Raw genomic sequence first — 20671 nt, 5'->3', positions numbered from 1 at the left:
CGGGTAGGGCTCGAAGGATGGGCATGTTCCCTCGGAGCAGGCGCGGGCCTACTGGATCGGCGGCACCGTGCTGGGGCGGACGATCAGCCACAGGGCTGCGGCGGCCATCAGGATGCAGGCGGCCTGGACGGCGCCCATGGGGGTTGCGGAGTTGACGCCGAGCCAGCCGACCACCGGGGAGATCAGGCCCGCCATCATGAACGTCGCCGCGCCAAGCAAGGAGGCGGCTGTTCCGGCCTGGGCCCCATGTTTGGCCAGTGCCAGCACCTGCACGGTGGGGAAGGTGAAACCGGCACCGAGTATGTAGAACCACAGGGGCACCAGGACGCCCCACAGGCCGAAGCCCAGCTGGTCGAAGATGACAATCAGCACGGCCATAAGGAACATCCAGGCCGTGGAGCAGGCCAGGATCCACTGCGGCGGCACGCGCCTGACGATCCTTGCGCTGGTCTGGACGCCGGCCACGATGCCGAGGGAGTTGATGCCGAAGAGCAGCCCGTACTGCTGGGGCGTGAAGCCGTAGACATTCTGGAACAGGAACGGCGACGCGGACAGATAGGTGAAGAGGCCCGCGAAGTTCATGCCGCCGACCAGCAGCAGGCCCACGAAGATCCGGTCGGAGAACAGCACTTTGTAGCGCTGGCGCGCGGTCAGCCCGGTCTTTCCGCGCAGCTCCGGCGGCAGAGTTTCGCGGATCACGAACAAGGCCGCGATGATGACACACGTTCCATAGGCCGCCAGGAACAAGAAGATGCCCGGCCACGGCATCAGCAACAGCAGCTGTGAGCCGATGACCGGGGCGAGGATCGGGGCCAGGCCGTTGACGAGGGCCATGCGCGAAAACATCCGCACCATCGCGTAGCCGCTGAACAGGTCACGAACCATGGCCATGGCAACAACACCGCCGCCTGCGGCCCCGACGCCCATGAGCACCCGGAAGAGGCCCAGCGTGGCGATATCCGTGGACTGGGCGGCGCCCAGAGAAGCTGTGATGTGCACCGCCGTCGCCAGAATCAGTGGCATCCGCCGGCCAAACTTATCGCTGAGCGGCCCCACCACGAGCTGTCCCAGCGCGAACCCTAGGGTGGTGCCGGTCAGCGTCAGCTGCACGGCCGCCGCGGAAACACCAAGGTTCTCCTCCAACGCCGGAAACGCGGGCAGGTAGAGGTCCACCGTGAACGGCCCAAGGGCAGTCAAAGCGCCCAGCGTCAGGATGTAGAGAAATTTACGACGGCGACTCAGGGAATCACCGGGATTGGGGGGTGTGCTCACAGAGGTCCATCCTAGGGCCCGCCGAGACGGCCGGCGGGTGGTTGCGCGGGCGCGCCACGCCTTGCCCGAAAAGGCCCCCCAAGAGCCGAAATGATAGTTTTGACCCCGGGGTCTGTGCGAAGCTGTCCAGACCCGGCAAGCCCGCGGGAGCGGAACGACGGATGGCACCAGTTAGGCAGGACCGATGAGCGGACGTCACAGCGGCGGGACAGGCGGCGGGCTGCGCATTTCCGCGTTGCCGAAAACCCTGAAGATGATCTTCAAGCTCGCGCCCCGGCAGCTCAATGACGAGATTGCTCTGGCCAAAGCCGAAATCAAGCGCAAGGGGATCCAGCTCGGCGTTGCCGGCGCCTTCTTGGCCGTTGCCCTGATCTTTGTCGCGCTGCTGGTGATCGGACTGGTCGTTGCCGCCATTATGGGTCTGGCCACCATCATGCCGGCTTGGCTTGCCGCACTGCTGGTCTGCGCCTTCTTCCTGATCATCGCCGCGATCGGGGCGCTCATTGGCGTCAACAAGTTCAAGGCTGCTATGCCGCTGGTCCCCGAGGACACACTCCGGGGACTCAAATACGATCTCGGCATCGCCAAGGAAGGTTCAGCCTTCGACGCGGCCGTCCTTGACCCGAACTCGGAGCAGTACAAGGCCGCAAAGGCCGCCAAGGAAGCCGCTGCCGCCAAGGCGAAGGCCGAGAAGGAAGCCAAGGCTGCCGCCAAGCCGGACTTCGGCCCTGCCCCCACCGAGGCCGAACTCCGACGCCGGCTGGATCAGCGCCGTACGCATCTCACCGGCGTGCGGGACGAACTCGGCCGGGAACTCGACGTCAAGACCCAGGCCCAGGGGCTGGTGGCCGCCACCCAGGCGCGGCTGCAGGAAAGCAAAGAGCAGCTCGAGGACAAAATCGCGGGCTTCCGCGCGGCCCGTGCCTCAGCCCGTTCCTCGGCGGGAGCGCCGACCCCAACCGCCGACGGGCAGAGCCTGGCCGGCCAGATCAAACAGCGCTGGAAGCCCCTTGCGGTGCTAGCAGCGTCGGGGGCCGCACTAGCGGTCCTCCTGCGCAAGCTGCTCAAGGGCTAGGCAGATCCCTGAACCCACACGCCAAACCGTTGCCGTCCACGGAAAGGGGGAATCGATGAAATTCATCGGCGCTGGTGCCCGCCCCGGGCAGCCCCTCGTCCACCGCGACGCGGTCTTCACGGTTCCCAACATCCTGACCGTGGTGCGCTTCCTGGGTGTTCCCCTCTTCATTTGGCTCGTCCTCGCGGAGCAGGAGTACGGCTACGCTGCCCTCGTCCTCGCTGTTATGGCCAGCACCGACTGGGTGGACGGCTACATTGCCCGCCGCTTCAATCAGATGTCCAACCTTGGCCGGGTCATGGACCCCATTGCCGACAGGCTGTCGCTGATCGCCGTCGCCGTGACCCTCGTGATCGCCGGCGTCGTCCAGTGGTGGTATCTCGCCGCGTTGCTGGTCCCGGATGCGATCCTGCTGGCCCTGTCACTGTTCTACTTCCATGGCCACCCGGACCTGCCCGTGAGCCGCATCGGAAAGATCCGCACAGGTCTGCTGCTGGTGGGCACGCCGCTGCTGGTGCTGTCCAAACTCCCGGTGCCGGCCGCCGAGGTTTACGCCACGGTCGCCTGGATCTTCCTGGGCCTCGGCCTGGTGGGACACTGGATCGCGGCCTACAACTACGTCTGGGCCATCATCGGCAAGGGCAGGGAACTGCGGACGCACGACGGCGGCTCCGACTGATGGTCTGGCTTGCGGTTTTGCTTGCGGTACTTGGCGCCTTCTGCCTGGCCTTCGGCGCCCAGCGCCAGGGGAGCGCGGTCAAGGCCGACACCGGCGGCCTGGCGCTGAGCACCCATGGGTTGCTGCGGCTTGTGCGCAATCCGCGCTGGGTCTTTGGGTTCCTGCTGCTCTGCGTCGGGATGGCGATGAACGCCGTCGCCCTCGTCATGGCGCCCTTGACGGTGGTGCAGCCGATTGGCGCGATCGCCCTGGTCATCACCACCGTGGTCAATACCAAGGACCAGGGCCTGAGCATGAACCGGGCCACCATCGTCGCCATCTCGGCCTGCGTGACCGGCTCAGCAATGTTCGTGGTGCTGGCCGTCAACGTGACCCAGGAAAACCACAATGTCAGTAGCGAGGACGAGTTGACCATCGTCCTGCTCCTGGCCCTGGCGGTGGGGCTCTTCGGCACGCTCGCCCTCCTGTTCAAGCACCGCATGAGCGCCTTCGTCTACATCCTGGGCGCAGGGGTTCTCTTCGGCTTCGTGGCGGTCCTGACCCGCATCATCGGCAGGCATCTGCTGGACCCGAACGGACTGTTCCTGCTGAATGTGCCGTGGTACAGCCTTGTGGCGATCGTTGCTGCCGGCGTTCTGGGATCCTGGTTTGTACAGAACGCCTATTCCGGCGGACCGCCGGACCTCGTGATCGCCGGGTTGACCGTCATCGACCCCATTGTGGGCATCGCAATCGGCATCGTCATTCTGGGAGAACTGCGTCCCGACGTCCAACCCGTTATGGCCATTGCCATGGGGACGGCGGCATCCCTTGCTATCGTGGGAGTAATAGCCCTTTCCAGGCACCACCCGGAAGTCACCAAGCGCAAGAAGGACGCGCGGAAGGCTGCGGGCAGGTCCTAGGGCGTCCGTCCAGACTTCGGCTACAGGCCCGGTGCGCCTGCACCGACCGCCAGCCGGCCACCTTTGATCCAGCTGCCCGCCAGCGACCACCAGGAGCTCTTCACGTGACCATGTCCGACAACCAGCCTCCGCTGACCATCCTGATTGCCGCTGACACGTACCCGCCCCACGTCAACGGGGCCGCCCAGTTTGGCTACCGTCTCGCTAAGGGGATGACAGCCCGCGGACACAATGTGCACGTACTGGCATGCCGCCCGGGCAAGGGCCCGAGCTTCACCGAGTTCAGCGAAGAGGCCACCGTGCACCGCCTGCGCTCCCACTCCGTGCCGACGCACGAGTACTTCCGGATCACCTTCCCCTGGGAGATCAAGAAGGAAATCGCGCTCTTGTTCGACCGCATCCAACCGGACGTGGTGCACATACAGAGCCACTACATGATCGGCGAGCACGTCCTGTACGAGGCCGTGAAGCGCGGCATCCGCGTGGTGGCGACGAATCATTTCATGCCGGAAAACCTGAACCCGTTCCTGCCGTTCCCGCAGTGGTTCAAAGACATCATCGGCCGGATCTCCTGGCGGGACATGGGCAAGGTCATGAGCCAGGCCGACGTCGTGACCACGCCCACACCGCTCGCTGCCAGGGCCATGCACCAGCACGCCTTCCTCCGCAAGGTCCTGCCCCTCTCCAACGGCATCGACGCCGCCGCCTACGAGCTGCGTCCCGACGAAGCGATTGAACGCCACGCCAGCCCCACCGCGCTTTTCGTCGGCCGGCTGGCCGAGGAAAAGCACGTGGACGTGCTGATCGACGCCGTCGCCAAGACGCCCAAAGACCTGGACATCCATCTGGAAATCGTCGGCGGCGGCGAAGTGCGCCCGGCCCTCGAAGCCCAGGTCGCCCGGCTCGGCCTGACAGACCGGGTCAAGTTCCTCGGCCTGGCCAGCGACGCCGAACTCCGCGAGGCGTACATCGCGGCGGATGTGTTCTGCATGCCCGGCACGGCGGAACTTCAGTCCCTCGTGACCCTGGAGGCGATGTCGGCGTCGACCCCCGTCCTGCTGGCCGACGCCATGGCGCTGCCGCACTTGGTGCGCGAAGGCGAGAACGGCTACCTCTTTACCCCCAACGACAGCGATGATCTCGCCGCCAAGCTGGCTCGCGTGCTCTCGCTGCCCGAGGACCAGCTTGAGGCGATGGGGAAGATCAGCCGCGAAATGGTAGAGAGCCACGGCATCGAGCGGACGCTGCAAACGTTCGAAGACATCTACCGGGGCGCCAGCTACGACGACCTGGTCGTCTAGGCAGGCTGCAGCTGCTCTGCCGGTGCCCCGTCTCGCAGTGTCCTCCGGCCTGGCAGTGTCTTCCGGCCTCGTCCTGCTCCAGCTGAGTCAAGTCCCGGCGTAGGCGGGCCATGGCCGGCGGAGACGTCGGGCATCAGCAGGCCGCCAGCCGCAGTGGTGGCTTGCACGTGGGTTGCGTCTACTATTGCTAGAGTGTTTTTGCCCGGAAGCAGTCCGGCCCCCACGGGTCTGGCCTGGCTCCGGGCGCAAGGGGCTATAGCTCAGCTGGTTAGAGCGCGGGACTCATAATCCTAAGGTCCTCGGTTCAAGTCCGAGTAGCCCTACATTTGTGCGGATACCTCCTCTCCGGATCCGCACCCAGGGGAGCCGTGGCTGACGTCCGACGTCGGCCGCGGCTCCCTTTGCGTGGCGCCGCTGCTTGCAGCGGTCCCCGAACTGCGGTAAGTTACTGGTGAGTAACATAGCGCAGGCGCGAAGCCCGTGTCCTTTTGGTCGCTGCTGATCACGAGTGAAGGAACATCATGTCCAAAGCTGAAATCGACATCCACAACCTGCCCTACGCCGATGGTGACTTCTTCGCGTTCGAGCAGCTTCTCAGCGCCAAGGAGCAGGACAGGCTGGCCGAAGTGCGCGAGTTCCTCGCCCGCGAGGTCAAGCCGATCGCCGTCGATTGCTGGAACCGCGCCGAGTTCCCCATGGACCTGATCCCGAAGCTCGCCGAAATCGACCTCGTCAGTCCGGTTAAGCGGCAGGGCTACTCGAACCTCTTCGCAGGAATCCTGCATGCCGAGGCCACCCGCGCGGACACGTCGATCGCGACGTTCATGGGCGTCCATGACGGGTTGTTCACCGGCTCCATCGAAGCCCTTGCCTCGCAGGAACAGCAAGATGCATGGCTTCCGGACATCTACTCCCTCAAGAAGATCGGCGCCTTCGGCCTGACCGAACCGCTCGGCGGCTCCGACGTCGCCGGCGGCACCCGCTCCACAGCCCGGCGAGAGGGTGACAGCTGGATCCTCAACGGCGCCAAGCGCTGGATCGGCAACGCCACTTTCTCCGATTGGGTGGTCATCTACGCCCGGGACGTCGACGACAACCAGGTCAAAGGATTCCTCGTTGACACCAAGACCGAGGGGTATCGCGCCACGAAGATCGAGAACAAGATCTCGCTGCGCACGGTACAGAACGCCGACATCACCCTCGACAACGTGGTGGTGCCGGACTTCTTCAAACTCGCCAACGCCAACAGCTTCCGCGACACCAACAAAGTCCTCAAGGTCACCCGCCTCGCCGTGGCCTGGCAGGCGGTGGGCCAGCAGCTTGCGGCCTTCGACGTCGCCCGGCGCTACGCCGTTGAGCGCACCCAGTTCGGCCGCCCGATTGCCTCGTTCCAGCTGATTCAGAACCAGCTCGTGCAGATCCTTGGCAATGCCGTCAGCTCCATGGGCATGATGGTCCGGCTTTCCCAGCTGGAGGACGCCGGCGAGGCCAAAGACGAGCAGTCCGCACTGGCCAAGGCGTTCACCACCGCGCGCATGCGTGAAAGTGTGGCCCTGGGCCGGAGCATCCTCGGCGGCAACGGAATCGTGACGGACTTCGAGATGGCGAAAGTGTTTGCCGACGCCGAGGCGATTTACTCCTATGAAGGTACGCACGAAATCAATACCCTCGTGACCGGCCGCGCGATTACCGGAATTTCCGCGATCGTCTAAGGCACCCCGGCTCCGTGTCGGCACCGGACAACCTGCACCGGGCAACCGGTACCGGGCACCCTGCAGCGTACAACCGGCGCCCGCCCGCCGGCCCCTCACCCGGGGCCGGTCACCAGGGGCGGGAGCAGGACTGAGGGCCTCAGATCCATTACGAACGCCAGCGGGTTCACGTAGTCTTCGCCTCGGCGGACGCCCCAATGGAGGCAGGGCGGCGCAGGACCGCAGTGGCCGATCTGCACGCGGCCCAGGATGTCGCCCTTGGCCACCGCGGTCCCCGCCGTCAGGGCGCTCGCCACCGGTTCGAAACTGCTGCGCAGCCCGTTGCCGTGATCGATGGTGATGACCGGCCGGTCCACCACGACTCCGACAAAGCTCACCGTCCCGGCCTCCGGTGAGAACATCGGGGCGCCGTCGTATGCCGCCTCAATGTCGACCCCGCGGTGACCGCTGAGCCACGGCTTTGCCGGGGGATCGAAGCCGCGTAGAACAGCCGGCCGCGGACTGAGCGGCCAGGCCCAGGTGGGTGCCGGGACAGCCGGTGCCCCCGGGGAACCCCGGACACTGGACATCGAAATCTCGGGACCGGCGGGGCCCGACCCGGCGGTGACGAAAGCCTCGGGTGCAGGACGCTGGGGGACCGGAACTGTGAGCACCGTGGGCAGTGCCAGGAGCAAAGCCGCCAGGCCGATGGGGATCTTCATGCCTCCAGCCTGCCGCGGCAGCTCGCCGGGCGGAATCGTCCTCGGCTGCTATGTGGAAAAGCGCGAGCGTCGCCCGGGCGGCAGTTTGGCGGGCGCCGGGCGGGGCTTAGGCCGCCGGTGCCCGTCGGCCCCGAGCCGGTGCCCGTCGGCCCGGCCCGGCCCCGCCCCGAGCCGGTCCACGTCCCGACCCGGCGACTGCGCGCCCCCGGTCCACGTCCCGACCCGGCGACTGCGCGCCCCCGGTCCACGTCCCGACCCGGCGCCCACCTGTCCTCGTTCCGAGTCCCGGGCGGGCCCCCGCTCCAACCCCCGGATCCCGGCCCCGTTGCCCGGCGAAAGCGGTCCTTCGGGGCGGGGCTGCTGTAGTACACTTGGTGGAGCAGTTTGCTGTGCCCTCACGCTTGTGATGATCACCGCGATAGTCACTGCGACAGTCACCGTGTTAGGCATTGTGATGGTCGTCGCGGCCGTCGTGATTGTTCAAGCCGGCACGCCTCATTCAGGGGTGCGGGGGAGCAGCAGCTGACTACGCGTATCCAGCCCTCCTCAAAAGAAGCCTCAAACTTCCGCAGCGGAGGACTGCGCCTCCTGCGGTCCGTTCCCTCCGGCACGGATGGGAAGCGCAGTGGATGCCAGGAGCAACGCCCATCCCGGGTGATTGCTAAATAACCGTCAACTATGGGCAGGGTAAGAGAGCCATGGGCTCTCTCATGAATGACCTGCCGGAAGGAGCGTCGGCATGCCCGTCGTAACTATGCGCCAGCTGCTTGACAGCGGCGTCCACTTTGGACACCAGACCCGCCGTTGGAACCCGAAGATGAAGCGCTTCATCTTCACGGAGCGCAACGGTATCTACATCATTGACCTGCAGCAGTCGCTGTCCTACATCGACCGTGCCTACGAGTTCGTGAAGGCCACCGTTGCACACGGCGGCACCGTTCTCTTCGTCGGCACCAAGAAGCAGGCGCAGGAATCCATCGCCGAGCAGGCCACCCGCGTTGGCCAGCCGTACGTCAACCAGCGTTGGCTCGGCGGTATGCTCACCAACTTCCAGACCGTCTCCAAGCGCATCCAGCGCATGAAGGAACTGGAAGAGATCGACTTCGACGACGTCGCCGGTTCCGCATACACCAAGAAGGAACTGCTGCTCCTTCGCCGCGAACTCACCAAGCTGGAAACCAACCTCGGTGGTATCCGCAACCTGACCAAGGCGCCCTCCGCGCTGTGGATCGTTGACACCAAGAAGGAACACCTTGCTGTCGACGAAGCCAAGAAGCTGAACATCCCGGTTGTGGCCATCCTGGACACCAACTGCGATCCCGACGAAGTCGACTTCCCGATCCCGGGCAACGACGACGCCATCCGCTCCGTCAACCTGCTGACCCGCGTTGTCGCCGACGCCGTTGCTGAGGGCCTCATCGCCCGTAACCAGCGCGCCACCGGCACCACGGAAGCTCCGGAAGAGCCGCTGGCCGAGTGGGAGCGCGAACTCCTCGAGGGCAACAAGGCTGAAGCTGCTGCAGCGCCCGCCGCTGAAGAAGCACCCGCTGCTGAAGAAGCTCCGGCTGCAGAGGCTGCTCCGGCCGCCGAAGAAGCACCGGCAGCTGACGGAGCCAAGTAGGCAGACAAGTAAATCTGGATCTCCCCTCACGCTGCATGCAGCTGCCTGCGGCGCAGGGGGTACCGACAGGATGGCCGCTCACTCGGTGAGCAGCCGTCCTGTCGGTCCGTACACCACATAAATTTCTAGACAGAGGGGTTCACATGGCGAACTACACTGCCGCTGATATCAAGGCTCTGCGCGAGCGCACCGGCGCCGGCATGATGGATGTCAAGAAGGCTCTTGACGAAGCCAACGGTGACGCCGAAAAGGCCATCGAAATCATCCGCATCAAGGGCCTCAAGGGCGCCACCAAGCGCGAAGGCCGCTCCACCGCTGAAGGCCTGGTTGCTGCCAAGGTCGCCAACGGCGTCGGCGTGATGATCGAAGTCAACTGCGAGACCGACTTCGTCGCCAAGGCTGACAAGTTCATCCAGCTGGCCGACAAGGTCCTGGCCGTGGCTGTCGAGTCCGGCGCTGCTGACCTCGAGACCCTGCTGGCCACCGAGGTTGACGGCAAGCCGCTGTCCGAGGTCGTCATCGAAGAGGGTGCGGTTCTGGGCGAAAAGGTTGTTGTCCGCCGTCTCTCCCGCATCGAGGGCGCTACGGTCGACGCTTACCTGCACAAGACCTCCAAGGACCTCCCGGCCCAGGTCGGCGTCCTGTTCGCTGTTGACGGCGAAGGCGAAGCAGCTGCCACCGCAGCCCACGACGTTGCCGTCCACATCGCCGCCATGGCTCCGAACTACCTCACCCGTGAGGACGTTCCGGCCGAGCTCGTCGAGTCCGAGCGCCGCATCGCCGAGGAAACCGCAAAGGCCGAGGGCAAGCCCGAGGCTGCGATGACCAAGATCGTCGAAGGCCGCGTTACCGGCTTCTACAAGGGCGAGGTCCTCGTTGACCAGGCATTCGCCAAGGATGCCAAGAAGTCCGTCGCCCAGGTCCTCGAAGAGGCCGGCGTCAAGGGAACTGCCTTCACGCGCTTCCGCGTCGGCTCCTAGTCAGACAACAGTCAGGCGCTGGTCAGACATACGTCGGACAATAGCCAGACATGCTAAGGGGGTGGTCACCACGGTGGCCACCCCTTTTGCATGCATGCACGAGGTACCCGTTTCGGCCACCGCCGGAATGCCGCCTTGGGCCCCCAGCACGATAACCTAACTCAGAGTTCACCAACGGGAAGGCACCATGGAAACCGTCACCACTTCAGCCCAGCCAAAGAAGAACAGGCGCCGCGTCCTCTTGAAGCTCTCCGGCGAGGTCTTCGGCGGCGGGAAACTGGGCGTTGACCCGGACACCGTCCGTGGCGTGGCCAAGCAGATCGCGGCCGCTGTTCCCGACGTCGAGGTCGCGATCGTCGTCGGCGGAGGCAACTTCTTCCGCGGCGCCGAACTGTCCCAGAGCGGCATGGACCGTTCCCGCGCCGACTACATGGGCATGCTCGGAACCGTCATGAACTGCCTCGCCCTCCAGGACTTCCTGGAACAGGCCGGGGTGGAAACGCGCGTGCAGAGCGCCATCACCATGGGCCAGGTCGCCGAGGCCTACATTCCCCGCCGCGCCATCCGTCACATGGAGAAGGGCCGGGTTGTCATTTTCGGTGCCGGCGCCGGCCTGCCCTACTTCTCTACGGACACCGTGGCCGCCCAGCGCGCCATGGAGGTCCACGCCGACGTCGTCCTGATGGCCAAGAGCGGCGTCGACGGCGTCTACACCGCCGACCCCAAGAAGGACCCGACGGCGGAGAAGCTCCACCGACTCAGCTACGACGACGCTCTGCGCCGCGATATCCGGGTCATGGACCAGACTGCGATGACCATGTGCAAGGACAACAAGCTCACGATGGTGGTCTTCGGCATGGAAGGCGAGGGCAACGTCACCCGCGCCATCCGCGGCGAAGACCTGGGCACCGTCGTCACCCCCTAGCAACGGCTAGGATGTTTTCAGGACCTTTCCGCTGCTAGGCGGAAAACACAGGCGCCAGGCGGAATGCACAGGCGCACAAGAAAACGTGCCGCGCCCCGGCCGCCGGGACGCACCAATTTCTGAGGAGAGACCGTGATCGAAGAAACCTTGCTCGAAGCCGGGGACAAGATGGACAAGGCAGTTGAGGTAGCCAAGGAAGACTTCGCCTCGATCCGGACCGGCCGCGCAACGCCTGGCCTGTACAACAAGGTCATCGTCGAGTACTACGGCACCCCGACGCCGCTGCAGCAGCTGGCCTCCTTCGCGGTCCCGGATGCCCGCACCATCCTCGTCACCCCGTACGACAAGACGGCCCTGCGTGACATCGAGCGCGCCCTGAGCGACTCCGAGGTGGGCGCCAACCCCTCCAACGACGGCAATGTCATCCGGATCACCATTCCGGAGCTGACCAGCGAACGGCGCAAGGAATACGTCAAGATCGTCAAGTCCAAGGGCGAGGACGCGAAGGTGTCCATCCGCAACATCCGCCGCAAGGCCAAGGAAACGCTGGACCGGCTCGTCAAGGACGGCGAAGCCGGCGAAGACGAGGGCGCCCGCGGCGAGAAGGAACTGGACGCCATGACCAAGGCGCATGTGGACGGGATTGACGAGCTGCTCAAGCGCAAGGAAGCTGAGCTGCTCGAGGTCTGATGAATCAGGCACAGGAGGCCTCCGGGCCGCGCGCCCGGAGGCGGGGGAAACCACGCGAAAACCCGACGCCCAAGGCGGGCCGGAACCTGCCCGCCGCTACCGTGGTGGGCGTTGGCATGCTCGTGTGTGTCCTCGGCGGACTGCTTTTCCTCCCGCTGGGCTTTGTCCTGATCACCATGACCTTCGCGATCTTCGGCGTCTGGGAAGTCTTCCGCGCCCTGGAGGCCGCCGGCACCCGCGTGCCGATCGTCCCGGTGATGGTCGGCACGGTGGCCATGCCCATCGCCGCCTACTTTGGCGGCCTTGAGAGCCTGCTTTTTGCCATGCTGGCCAGCAGTGTGGCGGTGCTGTTGTGGCGGACCCTTGAAGGCGCGGCCGGATCGGCGCGCAGCATCTTCGCCGGGGTCTTCACCCTGTCCTGGGTGCCGTTCATGATCAGCTTCGCCGCTCTGCTGCTGCACACTCCCGAGGGCGAGACACCGGTCGGGCTCTGGCCCGGCGGCGTGATCCCGCCGGGCGCCTGGCAGATTGCGACGCTGCTGCTCCTCGTGGTTGCCAACGACACCTTCGGCTACCTCGTGGGCGCCTCCCTCGGCAAGCATCCGATGGCTCCCAAGATCAGCCCCAAGAAGACCTGGGAAGGCTTCGCGGGTTCGATCGCGGGAGCGGTGATCATTGGCGTGCTCGCCACGGTGTTCGTACTGGGCAAGCCGTGGTGGGTCGGCGTCGTGCTTGCCGTGGGCATGGTGGCCGCCGCCACCGCCGGCGACCTCGCCGAATCCATGGTCAAGCGCGAGCTCGGCATCAAGGACATGAGCAGCATTCTTCCCGGCCACGGAGGCGTCATGGACCGCCTGGACTCGATCGTTTTCGCCTCCCCGGCAGCGTTCATTCTCTTCTCCGCCGTCGCTGGCGCATAGGCGCATCCCGGACCAGCCCTTCCGGCCCCTAGAATGGTGCCGAGCAAACCAGCCGAACGGCATCGAAGGAACAAAGTAACAGTGGACATTCAACGGCAGATTCCTGCGTCTTTTGACCGCGTGCAGCGGAACCAGTACGGCTACAACGCCAAGCAGGTCGACGATTTCCTGCAGCGCGCACGGGTGTCGTTCGAAGCTCCGACGTCGGCCGCACGCGCCATCAAGAGCGCCGACGTCCGCGCTGTCTCCTTCGACCCTGTGAAGGGCGGCTACGCCGCCTCCGGTGTGGATGCCGCGCTGGACCGGCTCGAGGACGCCCTCGCCCGGCTGGAGCGCGATGAGCTGGTGGCCGAACGCGGCGAGGAAGCCTGGCTGCGCGAAATCGGCCGGCTCGCGGGGGTTCTGCGCGGGCGCCTGCACCGCCCGGACGGCCAGCGGTTCCGGCGTCCGTCCAAGCCCAAAGCCCGCAGCTACAACACCACCGACGTCGATGACCTCTGCCACGAGCTGATCGGCTACCTCGAGGAGGACCAGCCGCTGAGCGTGGACAACGTTCGGCGTGCGGTGTTCCGCCCCGCCGTGGGCCGGGACGGCTATGAGGAAAGCCAGGTGGACGCGTTCCTGGAGCGCGCCGTCGAGCTCATGGCCGCCATCGACTAATCCGTCCCGCTGGCCCGACGTCGGATCAGCGTTCCGTCGCGAGTGGCCGTTCCGGGGTGTGCAGCCGCGTCATGACGCGTGTCATGGTCCGCGGCACCCGGCCCTGCGTTGCCCGCGATACCAGCACCATGACGGCGAACGCGACAGGGACCGTCCAGGCGGCGGGCTGCGCCAGCCACGACGGCGTCGCCGCCGCACCCAGCACCGAACCGGCCACCATCGCGCTGCCGCAGAACACCCCGCCCGTCACCATGCCCGCGATCGCCCCGGCATCCGTCAGCCCCCGCCACCAGATGCCCAGCAGCAGGACCGGGCAGATTGTGGAGGCGGTAAAGGCAAACACCAGACCCACGCTGCCGGCCAGTGCCATCGATTCTGTCATCGACGCGATCCCGAGCGGGACCAGCGCAGAGATGAGTGCGGCCAGCCGAAAGCCCCGCACACTGCCGCCAAACACGTCCTGACTGATTACGCCAGCCAGCGAGACCACCAGGCCCGACGTCGTCGACAGGAACGCGGCAAACGCCCCGGCCACCACCAGCGCCGACAACAGGTCGCCGGCCATCCCGCCAACCACCCGGCCAGGCAACAGGAGCACCAGGGCATCGGCCTGGCCGCTTTCGGCGAGGTCGGGAGCCACGACGCGGCCGATCATGCCGTAGGCCGTCGGGAGCAGATAGAACACAGAGAGCAGGCCCAGGACAATCAGGGTGGTCCGGCGCGCCGACTGCCCGTCCGGATTCGTGTAGAACCGGACCAGTACGTGCGGCAGCCCGAGGGTTCCAAAGAGCAGGGCCACGAGCAGCGAAATGATTTGATACGGGCCCGCGGGGGCCAGTGCCGACGGATTCACGGCGGGGGGCGCCGCGGGGGCGGTTGTGCCGGTGGCGCCCCCCAGCACCAACAGGATGAACACGATGGGCACCGCCAGCGCGGTCAGCTTGAGCCAGTACTGGAAGGCCTGGACAAACGTGACGGAACGCATCCCACCCGCCACCACGGTGATGCAGACGACGGCGACCACGGCCACGGGTCCCACCCACGCCGGCAGGCCCGTGGTGATCCGGATGGCCAGGGCCGCGCCGTGCAGCTGCGGGACGATGTAGAGCCAGCCGACCACCACCACCACTAGGCTTGTGACCCGGCGGACGGCACTCGAATCAAGACGCGCCTCGGTGAAATCCGGAATCGTGTAGGCGCCCGAGCGGCGCAGGGGAGCAGCGACGAACAGGAGCAGCATCAGGTACCCGGCCGTGTAGCCCACCGGATACCAGAGGGCATCGGTGCCGGAAAGCAGGATGAGCCCGGCGACACCCAGGAAGCTCGCGGCCGAGAGGTACTCCCCGCCGATCGCCGAGGCATTCCACCACGGCTTGACCGTCCGGGACGCGACGTAGAAGTCCCCGGTGGTGCGCGAGACCTTCAATCCGTAGAAACCGACAACGGCGGTGGCGAGCGTGACAGCGGCGAAGGCGGCCACTCCGACGACGGGGTTCACGTTGCGGCGGCCCGTCCCGGCAGGTGCCTAGCCGCCCGGCCGGTCACCTGCCCCGTCGCCGGCCCCCTCATGCGTCCGGACATGCGTGCCCTCACTTGTCGCCGGCGAGGTCCCGGTAGCGGGCCTCGTTCCTGGCAGCGGTCCGCACGTACAACCAGGCGCTCAGACCAATCACAGGATAGATCCCGGCGCCCAGCAGGACCCAGTCAAAGGGAAGGCCGGCAATGGTGGAGTCTGCCAGGCCCGGGACCAGACCCAGCATGAGCGGAAAGGCCAGCAGGATCAGCAGGAAGCCCAGGGCCACCACGAGCGCCAGACGCAGCTGGGACCGGATGAGCGAACGGACAAACAGCTGCCCGGCGTCGGACTCTTCCGCCGCTTCGCGCAACGCCGCGGCGGAGCGCCCGCCGGTCAGGACGGCGGTCGGCCTGAGGCTGCGGGGCGCCGTGACGCGGACCCGGGTCATGCCTGCGGCCGGATGCGGGTTGCCTGGAGCTTTTCCCGGACGGACGGCAGATGCCGGCGGCTGATGGGAAGCTCGGCGCCGGCCACAGTGACGCTGGGCCGCGCGGCGGCGAGCTTCATGTGGCCGACATGGCTCAGTGCGATCAGGTAGGAGCGGTGGATGCGCAGGAATCCGGCGTCGGCCCACTGCTGTTCGAGGTCGGCCAGCGGAACCCTGATGAGGTAGCTCGCGTCCGCGGTGTGCAGCCGGGCGTAGTCGCCCTGCGCCTGGACGTACGTGACGTCCTCCCGCCGGATCATCTTGGTGGTTCCGCCCAGGTCCACCGTGATCATCTCCGGCGCCGGGGCGCCGTCTTTGAGCAGTTCGCTGATGCGGCCGATCGACTTCGCCAGCCGCTCGGCGCGTACGGGCTTGAGCAGATAGTCCACGGCCGCGAGCTCGAACGCCTCCAGCGCGCAGTCCTCGTCTGCGGTCACGAAGACGACGGCGGGCGGACGTGCGCTGCGGGAAATGGCCCGGGCAATGTCCAGCCCGGACAGCGCCGGCATGTGGATGTCGAGGAAGACGGCGTCGACGTCTTCGGCCGCCAGGGCACGCAAAGCTTCGGCGCCCGAGGAGGCCCGGTGGATGGCGCCGATCCGGTCATCCTTGCCGAGCAGGAAGGCCAGTTCCTCAACGGCGGGGAGCTCGTCGTCGGCGACGAGGACGTTAATCATGGCAATAGCCTACTGCCGCAGGCATTTCCGAGAGCCTGGGGCCGGCATCAGGCGTCGTGGCGGGGCTGGGACTTGGGGACGCGCATCGTGATCAGCGTCCCTTCGCCGGGCGCCGTCTCGATCACCAGGCCGTTGTCGTCCCCGTACACCTGCCGCAAGCGGGCGTCGACGTTGCGCAGGCCCACGTGCTCGCCGTCGCTGTGTCCGGCAAGAACAGACCGCAGTTGTTCCGGGTCCATGCCCACGCCGTCGTCCTCGATCGTCACTTCGGCGAACGCGCCGGAGTCGTTCGCCGTGATGGAAATATGGCCCGGGCCCTCTTTGGCTTCAAGGCCGTGCCGGACCGCGTTTTCGACGAGCGGCTGCAGGCTTAGGAAGGGGATCACGGTGCTGAGGACCTCCGGAGCGATCCGCAGGCTTACCTGGACGCGGTCCCCGAAGCGCGCCCGCTCCAGGAGCAGATACCGGTCGATGCAGCGCAGCTCCTCGGCCAGGGTGGTGAAGTCGCCGTGGCGTCGGAAGGAGTAGCGGGTGAAATCGGCGAATTCCACTACGAGCTCCCGCGCACGTTCGGGGTCCGTGTTGATGAAGGACGCGATCGCGTTGAGCGAGTTGTAGATGAAGTGCGGGCTGATCTGGGCGCGCAGGGCCCGGACCTCGGCCTCCATCAGGAGGGTCCGGGAAGCGTCGAGTTCGGCCAGTTCCACCTGGGTGGCCACCCAGTCGGCCACCTCGCCGGTGGCACGGACGAGTCCGGCGCCGGCGGCCGGCGCGAAGGCGGCCACGACACCCACCACCCGGGCGCCGGTCTTGATCGGTGCGATCACGACGGCGCGCTCCACCTCCGGAGCCAGCGTCCCGCCGCCGGCGGCCAGCAACTGGAGTTCACCCGCCGGAATGACAGCGAGGTGGCCGCCGTCGAGCACCTTTGACGCGAGCCCCATCAGGGCCGGCCTGAGTTCCTCGCCGGCACCGTCCCACGCGAGCACACCGGTTGTGTCGGTGATGGCGAGGGCGTCGCAGCCCAGGAGGCCGCGCAGCTGCCGGCTGGCTTTGGCCGCGCCGGCGGGGTTCAGCCCGGTCCGCAGGTACTGGCCGGCACGGGATGCGGCATGCAGCGTCTTGTAGGTGGCGCGCTCTGCATCGGTGCCGAGGTCGCGGAAGGAACGCAGCACCTTGAGTCCGACGGCGACGACCACCGCGATCGCCATGGCGATCACCGCTACGGCGGCGGCGGTGAACAGGGGAGAGTCCGGCATGGTGCTCAGCCTACCGTCGGTCCCGGGCCCGCCGGCGCTGGCCTGCATGGAGGCCAGGGGAGACGACGTCCTGGACCGTTTGGCTGCCGCTTGGCGCAGCATGGCGACCGTTTGGCTACGCGGACCCCGTCGGCACTGGAAGGTAATGCACGTCACGGTACACAGTGATTGCAGTCACATTGGCCCGCAGGTTGTTCCGAGTAGACCACGGCAGCCGGTGTGGACTCACCAGTCTCAATGAGGAGGAACCGATGGGTCACGACGCCCAAGAAACGGACGCAGCGGCGGCCGTGGACTTCAAGGAAGTCCAGTCGACGACGCAGTTCAAGGAACTGCGCAAACGTCACCGCAGCTTTGTCTTCCCGATGTCCATTGCATTCCTGCTCTGGTACTTCGCCTACGTCCTGCTGGCCGACTATGCGGTGGGATTCATGTCGACCAAGGTCTGGGGCAACATCAACATCGGCCTGATCCTGGGCCTGCTGCAGTTCGTCTCCACCTTCGCCATCACCGGCTGGTACGTCAGCTATTCCAACCGCAAACTGGACCCCATCGCCTCCGAGATCCGCCACGAAATCGAAGGGCATGAATTCGACAAGCACGGCAACCCGGTAGGGGGAACAGCAAAATGACACTCATGGTCCCCGCGGTCAATGTCACCGACCTCAAAGACACCACCCTGCTAAACATGGGCATCTTTGCCGTGTTCGTCGCCATCACCATGGTCATAGTGATCAGGGCCAGCCGCAACAACAAGACGGCTGCCGACTACTACGCGGCCGGCCGTTCCTTCACCGGCCCGCAGAACGGTACGGCGATCGCCGGCGATTACCTCTCCGCGGCGTCCTTCCTGGGCATCACCGGTGCCATTGCCATCAACGGCTACGACGGCTTCATGTACTCGATCGGCTTCCTGGTCGCTTGGCTCGTCGCCTTGCTGCTCGTCGCCGAACTGCTCCGCAATACCGGCAAGTTCACCATGGCCGATGTGCTCTCCTTCCGGCTCAAGCAGCGCCCCGTGCGCATCGCGGCGGCCATCTCAACGCTGGCGGTCTGCTTCTTTTATCTGCTGGCCCAGATGGCCGGTGCCGGCAGCCTGATCTCCCTGCTCCTGGGTATCAGCGACTGGGGCGGACAGGCCCTGGTGATCGTCGTCGTCGGCGCCCTGATGATCATGTACGTCCTGATCGGCGGGATGAAGGGGACCACGTGGGTCCAGATCATCAAGGCCATGCTCCTGATCGCCGGCGCCGCCGTCATGACCTTCTGGGTCCTCGCGATCTACGGCTTCAACCTCTCCGACCTGCTGGGCGGCGCGGTGGAAACCTCTGGCAACCCGAACATGCTCAACCCGGGACTGCAATACGGCAAGACCGAGACCTCCAAGCTTGACTTCATGTCCCTCGGCCTGGCCCTCGTGCTCGGCACGGCAGCCCTGCCGCACGTGCTCATGCGCTTCTACACGGTTCCGACCGCAAAGGAAGCCCGCAAGTCCGTGGTGTGGTCCATCTGGCTGATCGGCATCTTCTACCTCTTCACCCTGGTGCTCGGTTACGGCGCTGCTGCTCTGGTGGGTGCCGACACCATCAAGGCGGCTCCTGGCGGCGTCAACTCGGCCGCGCCGCTGCTCGCCTTCCACCTCGGCGGCCCGCTACTCCTGGGCTTCATCTCGGCTGTGGCCTTCGCGACCATCCTGGCCGTCGTCGCGGGCCTCACCATCACCGCGGCGGCATCCTTCGCCCATGACATCTACGCCAGCGTCATCGCCAAGGGGAAGGCCGACGCCGACACCGAGGTCAAGGTTGCCCGCCGCACCGTGGTGGTGATCGGCCTGCTGGCGATCGCCGGCGGCATCTTCGCCAATGGGCAGAATGTCGCGTTCCTCGTGGCGCTCGCCTTCGCCGTTGCTGCCTCCGCCAATCTTCCGACCATCCTCTACTCGCTGTTCTGGCGCCGGTTCACCACCCAGGGAGCCTTGTGGAGCATGTACGGCGGACTGTCCGCGGCGATCATCCTGATCGTGCTCTCCCCGGTGGTATCGGGGTCCAAGACCTCGATGATCCCCGGCGCCAACTTCGCCATCTTCCCGCTGAGTAACCCGGGCATCGTTTCCATCCCGCTCGCGTTCTTCCTTGGCTGGCTCGGCACCGTCCTGGACAAGCGGAAGGAAGACCCTACGAAGCAGGCCGAAATGGAGGTCCGTTCCCTGACCGGCGTGGGGGCCGAAAAGGCCACCAACCACTAGGACCCGCGCCCGACGCGCCCGGCCGGTTCCACAACGAAGGAGCTCACGTGCAGCAGCACGGGAGCTCCTTTGTTGTGGGGCGGCGGGCTGAAGCAGGGAGCGATGTCCCGGGTCAGCGCTGCGGTCGCAGCCGGATATTGACCATCTTCAGCTCGTCGCTGCCCTCGAAACGGTAGACCAGCTCCACGCTCTTGGTGTCGCAGTCGATGGAGCCGGCGACATCGGCCGCGTTGGTGCCGTTGCTGGAACTGACTTTGAGGCTTGTGTAATTTGCCTTGCAGCTGTCGTCCAACCCCAGGCTGTGCACCCCGGCGGCGAACTCTTCCCGTGAAAGCTTCTGCATGAGGGCGGGGTCCAGGTACTTGTCGTAGGCAGTGTCGACGTCGCCGGCGATGATGAGCTTGTTGAAGTCGTCCGCGAGGCCCCGCGCCTGGTTCGTGGTTCCGCCCACCACATTGAGCAGGATGACGACGCCGGCAGCCGCCAGGAGCAGGACACCGCCCACGATCCCCAAGACGATCCACAATGCCTTGTGGCTCTTTTTCGGGGGAGGCTGGGCCGGGCCCCCGTAGTATGGCGGACCGTAGGGCGGGGCGTAGCCGGGCGGCGCGGCGCTGTTCGCGGGAGGACCGTACGGAGGGCCGTACGGTGGGGCGCCGCTGGCCGGAGGGCCGTACGGCTGCTCGTCCGGCGGGGCGCCGTACGGCTGCTCGTCCGGCGGAACCCCATTGGCGGGAGCACCGTAGGGCGGAGTTCCGGCAGGCGGAGCCGCATAGTACTGAACAGTCGGCTGCCCTGGTGGGGCGGGTGTTTGTTGCTGCGGTGCGGGTGGTGCCGGGTGGCCGACCGCGGGATCATGCCCGGGCTGTGGCGGTACCGGGCGGTGCGATTCCTCGGGACTGCTCACTGTTCAAGCCTTTCCGGCAGTCCAGACATCCACCGCCTGTTGTGCAGGGCCGCGTGCGCGGCCCCAAGGGCTCAAGGGGGACCCAATGGACACAGCCTAGCGCCGCGGCCGCCGACGGCACAGAGCAGGGGCGCAGAACGTC

General features: G+C 66.2%; 20 protein-coding genes and 1 tRNA gene. 14 read left to right on the top strand and 7 right to left on the bottom strand.

Going from position 1 to position 20671, the window contains the following annotated elements:
• Window positions 1-48: 48 nt before the first annotated feature.
• Window positions 49-1272, bottom strand: a complete 1224-nt coding sequence (locus C9424_RS18025; RefSeq protein WP_116768247.1) for a multidrug effflux MFS transporter — start codon at window positions 1270-1272, stop codon at window positions 49-51.
• 184 nt (window positions 1273-1456) lie between these two features.
• Here C9424_RS18025 and C9424_RS18020 point away from each other — a divergent pair, with 184 nt between their 5' ends.
• From C9424_RS18020 to C9424_RS17995, 6 genes are all read left to right on the top strand, one after another.
• Entirely contained in the window at window positions 1457-2347 is an 891-nt protein-coding gene (locus C9424_RS18020) for a phage holin family protein (protein WP_116768246.1), read from the top strand.
• A 55-nt stretch (window positions 2348-2402) separates the two neighbouring features.
• Window positions 2403-3026, top strand: coding sequence for a CDP-alcohol phosphatidyltransferase family protein (locus C9424_RS18015; RefSeq protein WP_116768245.1), 624 nt, complete (start codon window positions 2403-2405; stop codon window positions 3024-3026).
• Window positions 3026-3928, top strand: a complete 903-nt coding sequence (locus C9424_RS18010; RefSeq protein WP_091249627.1) for a DMT family transporter — start codon at window positions 3026-3028, stop codon at window positions 3926-3928. Before C9424_RS18015 ends, C9424_RS18010 begins: the two co-directional genes overlap by 1 nt.
• 110 nt (window positions 3929-4038) lie before the next feature.
• On the top strand, window positions 4039-5229 hold the full coding sequence (locus C9424_RS18005) for a glycosyltransferase (protein ID WP_442862051.1): 1191 nt from the start codon (window positions 4039-4041) through the stop codon (window positions 5227-5229).
• A gap of 249 nt (window positions 5230-5478) precedes the next feature.
• Window positions 5479-5552: transfer RNA gene (locus C9424_RS18000), tRNA-Ile, on the top strand.
• Window positions 5553-5750: 198 nt separating this feature from the next.
• Complete coding sequence (locus tag C9424_RS17995; RefSeq protein WP_116768243.1) at window positions 5751-6941, top strand: acyl-CoA dehydrogenase family protein; 1191 nt, start codon at window positions 5751-5753, stop codon at window positions 6939-6941.
• A gap of 95 nt (window positions 6942-7036) precedes the next feature.
• Here C9424_RS17995 and C9424_RS17990 read toward each other — a convergent pair whose 3' ends face one another.
• On the bottom strand, window positions 7037-7642 hold the full coding sequence (locus C9424_RS17990; RefSeq protein WP_116768242.1) for a M23 family metallopeptidase: 606 nt from the start codon (window positions 7640-7642) through the stop codon (window positions 7037-7039).
• Window positions 7643-8381: 739 nt separating this feature from the next.
• Here C9424_RS17990 and rpsB point away from each other — a divergent pair.
• The 6 genes from rpsB (at window position 8382) to C9424_RS17960 (ending at window position 13438) form a co-directional block, all read left to right on the top strand.
• Window positions 8382-9263: a 30S ribosomal protein S2 gene (rpsB, locus tag C9424_RS17985; protein ID WP_116768241.1), complete on the top strand. Its 882-nt coding sequence runs from the start codon at window positions 8382-8384 to the stop codon at window positions 9261-9263.
• A 143-nt stretch (window positions 9264-9406) separates the two neighbouring features.
• On the top strand, window positions 9407-10243 hold the full coding sequence (gene tsf, locus C9424_RS17980) for a translation elongation factor Ts (RefSeq protein ID WP_116768240.1): 837 nt from the start codon (window positions 9407-9409) through the stop codon (window positions 10241-10243).
• A gap of 187 nt (window positions 10244-10430) precedes the next feature.
• A complete protein-coding gene (gene pyrH / locus C9424_RS17975) occupies window positions 10431-11168 on the top strand; it encodes a UMP kinase (RefSeq protein WP_116768239.1) in 738 nt (245 codons plus the stop codon).
• Window positions 11169-11300: 132 nt separating this feature from the next.
• Window positions 11301-11858: a ribosome recycling factor gene (gene frr, locus C9424_RS17970; protein WP_091249643.1), complete on the top strand. Its 558-nt coding sequence runs from the start codon at window positions 11301-11303 to the stop codon at window positions 11856-11858.
• A complete protein-coding gene (locus C9424_RS17965) occupies window positions 11858-12778 on the top strand; it encodes a phosphatidate cytidylyltransferase (protein ID WP_116768238.1) in 921 nt (306 codons plus the stop codon). Before frr ends, C9424_RS17965 begins: the two co-directional genes overlap by 1 nt.
• Before the next feature lie 33 nt (window positions 12779-12811).
• Window positions 12812-13438, top strand: coding sequence for a DivIVA domain-containing protein (locus C9424_RS17960; protein ID WP_116768237.1), 627 nt, complete (start codon window positions 12812-12814; stop codon window positions 13436-13438).
• Window positions 13439-13463: 25 nt separating this feature from the next.
• On the opposite strand, the gene C9424_RS17955 is transcribed toward C9424_RS17960, so the two are convergent.
• The 4 genes from C9424_RS17955 to C9424_RS17940 form a co-directional block, all read right to left on the bottom strand.
• Window positions 13464-14936 (bottom strand): sodium/solute symporter, encoded by a 1473-nt coding sequence (locus C9424_RS17955; protein ID WP_116768236.1) that lies wholly within the window; start codon window positions 14934-14936, stop codon window positions 13464-13466.
• Window positions 14937-15027: 91 nt separating this feature from the next.
• Complete coding sequence (locus tag C9424_RS17950) at window positions 15028-15402, bottom strand: hypothetical protein (RefSeq protein WP_116768235.1); 375 nt, start codon at window positions 15400-15402, stop codon at window positions 15028-15030.
• A complete protein-coding gene (locus C9424_RS17945) occupies window positions 15399-16118 on the bottom strand; it encodes a LytR/AlgR family response regulator transcription factor (protein WP_116768234.1) in 720 nt (239 codons plus the stop codon). The genes C9424_RS17950 and C9424_RS17945 overlap by 4 nt, the downstream gene beginning before the upstream one ends.
• A gap of 47 nt (window positions 16119-16165) precedes the next feature.
• Complete coding sequence (locus C9424_RS17940) at window positions 16166-17377, bottom strand: sensor histidine kinase (protein ID WP_091250010.1); 1212 nt, start codon at window positions 17375-17377, stop codon at window positions 16166-16168.
• A gap of 251 nt (window positions 17378-17628) precedes the next feature.
• Between C9424_RS17940 and C9424_RS17935 the strand changes: the two genes are divergently transcribed.
• Window positions 17629-18009 carry a DUF485 domain-containing protein gene (locus C9424_RS17935; RefSeq protein WP_116768233.1) on the top strand — a complete coding sequence of 127 codons (381 nt, stop codon included), beginning with the start codon at window positions 17629-17631 and terminating at the stop codon, window positions 18007-18009.
• Complete coding sequence (locus C9424_RS17930) at window positions 18006-19622, top strand: solute symporter family protein (protein WP_116768232.1); 1617 nt, start codon at window positions 18006-18008, stop codon at window positions 19620-19622. Before C9424_RS17935 ends, C9424_RS17930 begins: the two co-directional genes overlap by 4 nt.
• 112 nt (window positions 19623-19734) lie before the next feature.
• On the opposite strand, the gene C9424_RS17925 is transcribed toward C9424_RS17930, so the two are convergent.
• A complete protein-coding gene (locus C9424_RS17925) occupies window positions 19735-20148 on the bottom strand; it encodes a hypothetical protein (protein ID WP_237563540.1) in 414 nt (137 codons plus the stop codon).
• Window positions 20149-20671: the final 523 nt, after the last annotated feature.

The organism is Arthrobacter sp. H-02-3 (genome assembly GCF_003097355.1).
Lineage (GTDB): Bacteria > Actinomycetota > Actinomycetes > Actinomycetales > Micrococcaceae > Arthrobacter > Arthrobacter humicola.
This window is presented reverse-complemented; position numbering and strand designations above follow the sequence as displayed.